This window comes from Mycobacterium parmense (assembly GCF_010730575.1).
Taxonomy (GTDB): Bacteria; Actinomycetota; Actinomycetes; order Mycobacteriales; family Mycobacteriaceae; genus Mycobacterium; species Mycobacterium parmense.
This window is the reverse complement of sequence record NZ_AP022614.1, coordinates 1,187,459-1,195,464: the sequence shown is the minus strand read 5'-3', so window position 1 is coordinate 1,195,464 and position 8,006 is coordinate 1,187,459. Positions and strand designations below refer to the sequence as shown.

The window sequence follows — 8,006 nt, the reverse complement described above, 5'->3', positions numbered from 1 at the left end:
AGGGCAGTCGGTGAGGATCGCGGTCACGGGGGCCAGCGGTGTGCTAGGGCGCGGTCTTGCCGCGCGGCTGCTCGGCCAGGGCCACAACGTGGTCGGCATCGCGCGTCATCGTCCCGAAAGCTGGCCCACCGAAGCAGATTTCGTCGTCGGTGACATCCGGGACGCGGTGGCGGTCAAGCGCTGCATCGCGGGAGCGGACGCCGTCGCGCACTTCGCGTGGGCGAAGAGTCCCGGCCCCGATGACCGGATCAGCGAACAGGTCAACGTCGGCGGCACGGCCAACGTCCTAGACGCGATGGCCGCGACCGGGGCCCGGCGTATCGTCTTCTCGTCGTCGGCGCACGTCTACGGCGGGGGAGACGACGCGAAAGCCGAGGATGACGTATTGGCCCCGGAATGCGCCAACGGCGTGCTCCAGGCCCGCGTCGAGGAGATCCTCGCCGATTCCGGCGTCCAGTCGACGGTCGTCCGCTCGGCCCTCGTCGTCGGCCGGGGGGTGGACAACTGGGTGCGCCGGCTGTTCGCATCGCCGGCGATCCCGGGCGTGGCGGGCGATCGGCCCCTGCAGGTCGTCCACGTCGACGACGCGCTCCGGTTGCTCGCGGTGGCGGTACTGGACGCTGAGATCGATTCCAGCGCAGTCAATCTCGCTGCTCCGGGTGTGGTAACCCTCCGCCAGATCGCCGCCGCGCTCGGACGGCCGATCGTCGGGCTGGGCGCTCCTGTCACCGCGCTGCTGCGACGCCGCGGCGCGACTGCGCTCGCCGAATGGGAGCTGGCGCAAAGCGCCGCACTCATGGACACCTCGCGGCTGATCGACCGGTGGGGGTTCCAACCCGCCTGGGGCGCCCGGGAATGCATCGAGGACCTCGCGCTGGCGGTGCGCGGTCGCGTCACGCTGGGCAAGCGGGTGATCTCACTGCCGTGGCGGCTCGCCGCCATCCAGCAGCTACCCGCCGTGAACGCGCCGGCCGACGACGGGGTGGTGCCCGAACTGGCGGGTCCACCCGGCGCCAACGGCGAATTCGACACTCCAATCGACCCGCGCTTCCCGACCTATTTGGCCACCAACCTGTCGGAGGCCCTGCCGGGTCCCTTCTCGCCGTCGTCGGCGTCGGTGACCGTGCGGGGCCTGCGCGCCGGTGGCGTCGGCATCGCCGAGCGGCTGCGGCCCGGTGGGATCATCCAGCGAGAGATCGCGATGCGCACGGTCGCGGTGTTCGCCCACCGCTTGTACGGCGGCATCACGTCGGCGCATTTCATGGCCGAAACCGTGCCGTTCGCCCGACCCGCGACCATCGTGCGCAACAGCGGATACTTCGGGCCCAGCATGGGGTCCCTGCCGATTTTCGGTGCCCAGCGCCCGCCGACGCAATCCAACCGGGCCCGAAAGCGATTGCGCACCCTGCGCAACATCGGGGTGTTCGGGGTCAACCTGGTGGGCCTGTCCGCCGGTTCACTGCAGGACACCGACGCCTACGTCGCTGACGTGGACCGGCTGGAGGGGCTCGCCGATGGCGACCTGACGCGGCTCGACGATGGCCGGCTGCTCAGCCTGATCCTGTTGGCGCGCGACCACGTCGTGCACGGCTGGGTGCTGGCCTCGGGATCGTTCATGCTGTGCGCGGCGTTCAACGTCTTACTGCGGGGCCTGTGCGGCCGCGACGCGGCCCCGCCGGCCGGGCCGGAACTGGTCAGCGCGCGCTCGGTCGAGGCGGTGCAAAGGCTGGTGGAGGCCGCGCGGCGCGATCCACGCGTCACTCGCCTGCTGACCGGACCCGGCAGACGCCTCGACGTGCTGGCCGCCGAGGCCCCGGCATTTCACGCCGCGGTCCGCGACGAGCTGCGGCTCATCGGTCACCGCGGCCCGGCCGAGGTCGAGATGCTGTCGACCAGTTACGACGACGATCCCGAGTTGCTGTTGCGCATGGTCGCCCGGGCGATGGACGCGCCGGCCGCCCCGTCGCCCCACCACGCGCGGATTCCGTTGCGAGCCAAGCCCGTTGCGTCGCTGTTCGTGCGGCAGCTGCGCGACCGGGAGGTGCGCCGTGACAAGATGGTGCGCGCCATCTGGGTGTTGCGCCGGTTGCTGCGCGAATATGGGCGCCGACTGGTCGAGGCGGGCGTCTGCACCGCCGCCGACGACGTCTTCTTCCTGCTGGTCGACGAACTCGATGCTCTTCCGCCCGACGTCGCGGGCCTGGTGGCGCGGCGGCGGGCCGAACAGGCGAGGTTGGCCGGCGTGGTTCCGCCGACGGTGTTCAGCGGGAGTTGGGAGCCCTCGGTCGCCTCGTCGGCCGCTCTGGCCAACGGAGAGACGCTGCGCGGCGTTGGCGTATGCGGTGGGCGGGTGCGCGGCCGGGTGCGGATCGTGCGGCCCGAGACAATAGACGACCTGCAGCCGGGCGAAATCCTCGTCGCGGAGGTCACCGACGTCGGGTATACGGCCGCGTTCTGCTACGCCGCGGCGGTGGTGACCGAACTTGGCGGCCCCATGTCGCATGCGGCCGTGGTGGCCCGCGAGTTCGGATTCCCGTGCGTGGTGGACGTGCAGGGGGCGACCCGGACCCTGCCGCCGGGAGCGCTGGTCGAGGTCGACGGGACCGCGGGCGAGATTCGCGTGCTCGAACTGGCTCCCGGCGGCAACCCGCCGCTACCCGTGAACGGCCACCCCTAGGCGTTCGCGCTCGCCCGACCCTGGTGAGCAGTCCGGCACCGACGACGTTTCCCCCGGGGAACCGCGGTGTTTCGCTCCGGTGCCTGCTCTTAGGGGATGAGCAGCAGCGCCGAGGTCACGAGCATCACCGCGGCCGTGCCCCCGTGGACGCCGAAGGCGGTGGCTCTGGCGCCGCCGTGGCGCAGCACGATGGTGGCGTCGGCGATCGGAATGATGGTGGCGGCCAGTATCACCCAGCCCAGCAGGTGGGTCGCCTGCGCGATCATCAGGACGATGACGATCAGGCCCGTGGTGATGTCGCGGACGCCCTTGACGCTCAAGTAGGCCCCGGCATTGGGTTGGTCCAAATCTGGTACCACGCCGTAGCCCGCGGCGGCGACGCGCGGCGCGATGAGGAAGCGCGCGCCGATGAGCAGGATGGCCGCGGCGAGCACTCCGGCGAGCACGAAGCCGATGGTGGTGGTGACGGTCATGTCGAACACTCCTGGGATTTGATCAGCGGAGGGGTGAGAACGAGGTCGGGTCGAGCAGCGTGGTTTGCACGTCGAGTAGATCCTCGGCGTCGAAGCCGGCCATGTCGGCGGCGAATTGCGGGCTGGCCATGACCACCCGGGTGAGGTGTTCGGGGTCGGTGCCCGTCGGGTAGCCGATCAGCGCGACCAGGCGATCCGCGCCGTCGTGTTCGGTCCACACACCGTGGGTGGCGATCCCGAACATGGAGAAGGTCCCCAGGTGGCGGGCCCAGTGCACGGTGGCGTAGCGCTGCAGCGCATCGGGCGAGCGCAGCGTGTAGGTCCTGAGCTGAAACATCGGCTGTCGGGCTCCGTTCATCGAGGTCGGCTGATGTTCGTTCATGGGCGTCGGTGTGGCCTCAGCGGCGACCTCGGCACCATTCACCGCGGACGAGTGTGGGGTTTTTAAAACCCTGCCCACCCTGCCGTCCAGCGGCTGCTAGCAACGCTAGCCTGACCGGGGTTTCGTAGTCAATAGCGACGCTAGAACTTATATCGACGCTATACGTCTGCCCCGCGGCAGGGGCTTCGATGCCGGCCGATCTCTGCCGCGCTCTGCACGGCGACCGCCGCCAGATCGGCAGTTCGGTCATTTCCGTCGATGCGAAATAAATATGTTTTGGCAACCGTCGAGCCGCGTCGCCAACCCGTCGAAGTCGTGTCACACTGCCACAGAGCCGGCCACCGTGTCTCTCATGGGGGTGTCTCTAATCAGGGAATATGGGAACCTGCCGAAGGCGGCATCCGGATTCAACTCCGCTCGCTGTCACCGATAGCCGTCGCCAGAAGGAGCGCCCATGTACACGGGGCAAACGTCCATCGTCACAGTGGCAGCCGTCGCGCTGCTCGCCGGCGCCGCAGTGGCGGGCTGCGGCAACAACGGTAGCCCGTCCGCAACCTCGGCCACCTCGTCGAGTTCCGCCGCATCCTCGAGCGCCACGGCGTCGTCGAGCGCCGGCGCCGCCTCCAGTCCCGCGGCGGGCCAGTCGGACTACAGCTCGTTGCTGATCAAGCCCGGTGACGTCGGGCCGAACGCGTTCACCGACGGGCCGCCGACCGCAAACCCGGGCGGAGTCAACGGCGTGGGGCAGGTGTTCAAGAATCCCGACGGCAAGCGCACCATCGTCGACACGATCGCCGTCTACCCCGACGCCGCCTCGGCCGCCCCGATGATCCCGGCCATGAAAGACGAACTCGCCAAGAAGGTCACCGGCGCGCAGCAACCGGTCGACGTCGGCACCAACGGGTTCATGGTCGCCGGCCCGGCCGCCGACCCGGCCAAGCAAATGGAGATCTCCGAGGTGGTATTCACCGAGGGCCGGGCCGTCGTCGACCTGGAGGTCGATTGCACGCCGGGAAATCCCACGCCCACCGACGTCCTTCTCGACTTGGCAAGCAAACAGGACGCCGCGGTCAAGAGCGGGTTGCCGGCCTAGCGCGTCACGCGGGCCGATCGAACTCGAGCGGCAGCCGCGTGGGTCCGCTCATGCCGAGAAGAGGCCGCCACGGCGGGATTTCGCTGCACCGCGGATGCGGCAGGCGGCGGCTGAGGATCTTCAGCGCCTCGGACAGCTCTCGCCTGGCGAGGTTGGCCCCGAGGCAGTAGTGAGCCCCGCCGCCGAAGGTCAGGATGGGCGGTGGATCGCTGCGCGTGATGTCGAAACGCGTGGGCTCGTCGTACACGGCCGGGTCCCGGTTGGCGGCGAAGGTGTTCACGATGATAAAGGTGCCGGCCGGGAACATGTAGTCGCCGATCGCGACGTCGTCGGTGACGCTGCGCAGGGTGCTGCACATCGACGGGGAGTGCCGCATGGTTTCCTCGACAGCTTTCATCCCGAGCCCGGGGTTGTCGCGAAGCAGGGCCCACTGCTCCGGATGCTCGCAGAGCACCTGCGTCGAGGCCGCCAATTGCGTGCGGGTGGTGTCGGTTCCGGCCACCAGGATGCTGAACGCCAGCATCCGGACCTCGCCGGCATTGAGCCGGTCGCCGCGGTCTTCGGCGCGGATGAGTTCGGAGAGCAGGTCGTCGGTGAGGGTCTTGCGCCGACTGGCGATCATCGCGTCGATGTATTCGTCGAAGGCGTCCCAGGCCTTCAGAACCTTGGGCTCCTCCTCGGCGAGATCGCAATCGAAGCTCACGATCTTGAAGATGTCCTCCGCCCACTTCGAGAAGAGCTGCCAGTCTTGGCGTGGCGCACCCAGCAGGGCGCAGATCACCGGGATCGGGTACGGCCGCGCGATCTCCTCGACGAACTCGCAACTTCCCTCCGCGACAACGGCGTCGGAGAGCTCGTTGATGACGGCGTGGATGGTCTCGTCCATGCGCGCGGTCGCTCGTGGCGTGAAGGCCTTGGACACCAGGCTACGCAGCCGGCGGTGCTCGGCGCCTTCCATGCAGAGGATGCTGCGCGTCACCCGGTCCCAGAGCTCACCTGACGTCACGCCGTGTGCGGTCAGGTGAATGCCCGGCGGAATCCCGAAACGCGGGTCACCGAGCACGGTTCGGGCAAGCTCATAGGAGAGCACCTCCGGACCCATGGGACCCAGCGCGATCGGCGCGACCTGTTGGGCGGCCTGGAATTGCGGATAGATGTCCTGAGGTGTGTCGGTGACGTCGTAGTGCAGCACCGGCAGGTCGGAATCGAAGACGCTGAGCTCTGCCGTGCCGACGGTCATGGCGCCTGCGTCGCACCAAGCCGCAGCGGCAGCCGGGGCAGGGTGCAGGTGGGGGATGGCCACGTGATTTCGGGACGGTATCCGCGCACGAGTTCGAAATCGGGTACGAGGTCGCCTAGATCGGCGAGGTCGAGCACCGGAATTGCACGGGGGGCGAGCGCTTCGGCCATGGGGACTCTGTTCCTTTCGGGTAGCTCGTCGGCGGTCACGAAATGTTGGTTGCCAGAAACGTCAGGGGCAGGCCCAATATCGACAAGTCGTGTTCGTCGAGATAGGTGCCCTCGCCCTCGAGGCGCTGCCGGAACCGCGTTGTCGCGCCGTAGCGCTCGGCGACGGCGTCGGCGGACGAGGCTGCCGGGACCCCGATCACCACGGTGTACACCCCGTCGCCGTGACGTTCGAGGAACGCATTCACCGAAACGGCCACCGATCCCGACGATCCCGGGATGGGGCTGACCAGCTCGACACCGCGATTCCAGTCGAGGTGAATGTCCAACCCCAGTTCGGTCAGCTGAAAGTTCTCGAACGCAAACCCCAAGTCGGTGAACATGTCTGCGACGGTCGCGTGCCGCTCGGCGGCCACCGCGAACACGACGTGATGAAGCAGAGGCGATTCCTCGGGCACGGTCATCTCCCCATCGTCGGTGACGCCTGGGCGCGGAGGACCCCGCGCGGAAGCAGCAGCGGCAGGCCGGTGTAGGTCGCGATGCCGGGCGGCGCGGCGACGACAGCAGGTATCGCGGTGATCGCCGGCACGGCGGTGATGGTGAGGCCCAACATGATGTAGTCGTCCAGCGTTTTGCCCTCAAAGTCCGGCGGCGGAAGAAAACTCAGTGTGGTCCTGATCGTCGGTCGGCCCTGCACTTCGATGGTGTAGCCCATGTCTAGCGGCCAATCCGGTTCCAGCGTTTGCCCTTTGCGCCATTGGCCGCCGATTTCGATGATCTCTCGGCCCCCCAGGATGCCTTTCCAGCGAACGTGAATGCCGGCGACGCAACCCTTCGCGATGGTCCAGTCGCCGGGGAGGTGAAGGTCCGCGGTGGTCTGCGCGTACTCGGCTTCACAACGGACTTCGTCGAGCTCGACGCCGAGCGCGTCGGCGAGCAGCAACACGCCGTCGCCGAAGATGCCTGATCCTTTCCGGGTGATAACCGGCAGGTTCGGTTGGTCGACGGGATAACCGAAGCCCATGGGTATTTCGGTCGCCGGCGAGTTGTAGATGGTGGTATCGAACGATTCCAGCACCGACACCTTGTCCACTCGGTCCGAGAGCCCGGCCGAGACGATGGCGAAGAGCTGAATGAAACCCGGGTTGATGCCGCTGCCGAAGATGGTGGACCCGCCTCGCTCGCAGGCCTCGGCGATGCGATCGCGTCCCGCGCCGAGGAAATGACCGGTGATGAAGCCGGCCGTGCCCACCACGTTGACGCCCGACCCGAGGATGCGCACGAGCTGATCGACATCTGGGAACATCGGGTTGTAGACCACACAGTCCGGCTCGAGCGCGAGCAGCGCGTCGACGTCGTTGGTGGCCTTCACCTTCAGCGGCCCGATCCCGCACAGTTCCCCGACGTCGCAGCCGACCTTCTCCGCCGACCACGCGTAGCACCCGACAAGCCGCAACATCGGGTTCGCCGCGATCGCCCGCACCGAACTCTTGCCGACGTTGCCGGTGGTCCACTGGACGACCCGATAGCTCACGGATGCGGCGCCGCTTGCTGTTGGGCCGCCTGGCGGGCGAGCCTGTCATTGTGGATCTTGACGAGCTCGCGGAACCCGAGCCGGTGGTATTTCGGTATCGGCTGGATCCCCCACACGTCCTGAGCGGTGGCCTTCCCTGCGGCACCCTCCGGCGGCCCGAACGGCGGGTAGGGGTACTTGCATTCCAGCGTGTCGTTGGAATATCGGATCTTCAGCAGCTCGCTGCAGATCTCGGTGAGGCTCAGTGTGGGGTAGCCGTAGTACACCGCCATGAATGGCAGGGTGAAGGCGCCCTCGATGACGAGCGCGACGAGGCACACCAGCACCGCCCGCTTGATCCATTTGTGCATCTGCGCGTAGTACGGCGTCGTGCCCGGCTCGAGACCAATGGCCGGGTCTTCGTCTTCGGTGGTCGAGGGACTGGTCACGGCGCTGCTCCT

9 protein-coding genes are annotated in these 8,006 nt (G+C 68.0%); 2 read left to right on the top strand and 7 right to left on the bottom strand.

Translation table 11 applies throughout. From position 1 onward, the window contains the following. The first annotated feature begins 10 nt into the window (after nucleotides 1-10). Complete coding sequence (locus G6N48_RS05495) at nucleotides 11-2,677, top strand: sugar epimerase family protein (RefSeq protein WP_085268729.1); 2,667 nt, start codon at nucleotides 11-13, stop codon at nucleotides 2,675-2,677. 89 nt (nucleotides 2,678-2,766) lie between these two features. Here the strand turns inward: G6N48_RS05495 and G6N48_RS05490 are convergent, their stop codons facing one another. Then, nucleotides 2,767-3,150, bottom strand: coding sequence for a DUF4267 domain-containing protein (locus tag G6N48_RS05490; RefSeq protein ID WP_085268825.1), 384 nt, complete (start codon nucleotides 3,148-3,150; stop codon nucleotides 2,767-2,769). Between the two features lie 22 nt (nucleotides 3,151-3,172). Continuing rightward, nucleotides 3,173-3,487 (bottom strand): NIPSNAP family protein, encoded by a 315-nt coding sequence (locus G6N48_RS05485; protein ID WP_085268826.1) that lies wholly within the window; start codon nucleotides 3,485-3,487, stop codon nucleotides 3,173-3,175. Between the two features lie 499 nt (nucleotides 3,488-3,986). Here G6N48_RS05485 and G6N48_RS05480 point away from each other — a divergent pair, with 499 nt between their 5' ends. Then, the gene (locus G6N48_RS05480) at nucleotides 3,987-4,625 is read left to right on the top strand and encodes a hypothetical protein (protein WP_085268730.1); all 639 of its coding nucleotides are present in this window, start codon (nucleotides 3,987-3,989) and stop codon (nucleotides 4,623-4,625) included. Between the two features lie 4 nt (nucleotides 4,626-4,629). Here G6N48_RS05480 and G6N48_RS05475 read toward each other — a convergent pair whose 3' ends face one another. From G6N48_RS05475 to G6N48_RS05455, 5 genes are read right to left on the bottom strand one after another with little or no spacing between them, the layout of a single operon-like run. After that, on the bottom strand, nucleotides 4,630-5,865 hold the full coding sequence (locus G6N48_RS05475; RefSeq protein ID WP_085268731.1) for a cytochrome P450: 1,236 nt from the start codon (nucleotides 5,863-5,865) through the stop codon (nucleotides 4,630-4,632). Beyond that, the gene (locus tag G6N48_RS05470) at nucleotides 5,862-6,035 is read right to left on the bottom strand and encodes a hypothetical protein (protein ID WP_161494198.1); all 174 of its coding nucleotides are present in this window, start codon (nucleotides 6,033-6,035) and stop codon (nucleotides 5,862-5,864) included. Before G6N48_RS05470 ends, G6N48_RS05475 begins: the two co-directional genes overlap by 4 nt. Before the next feature lie 35 nt (nucleotides 6,036-6,070). Next, complete coding sequence (locus tag G6N48_RS05465) at nucleotides 6,071-6,496, bottom strand: hypothetical protein (RefSeq protein WP_085268732.1); 426 nt, start codon at nucleotides 6,494-6,496, stop codon at nucleotides 6,071-6,073. Further along, a complete protein-coding gene (locus G6N48_RS05460; protein ID WP_085268733.1) occupies nucleotides 6,493-7,566 on the bottom strand; it encodes an NAD(P)H-dependent amine dehydrogenase family protein in 1,074 nt (357 codons plus the stop codon). Before G6N48_RS05460 ends, G6N48_RS05465 begins: the two co-directional genes overlap by 4 nt. Next, nucleotides 7,563-7,994 carry a hypothetical protein gene (locus tag G6N48_RS05455; protein WP_085268734.1) on the bottom strand — a complete coding sequence of 144 codons (432 nt, stop codon included), beginning with the start codon at nucleotides 7,992-7,994 and terminating at the stop codon, nucleotides 7,563-7,565. Before G6N48_RS05455 ends, G6N48_RS05460 begins: the two co-directional genes overlap by 4 nt. Nucleotides 7,995-8,006: the final 12 nt, after the last annotated feature.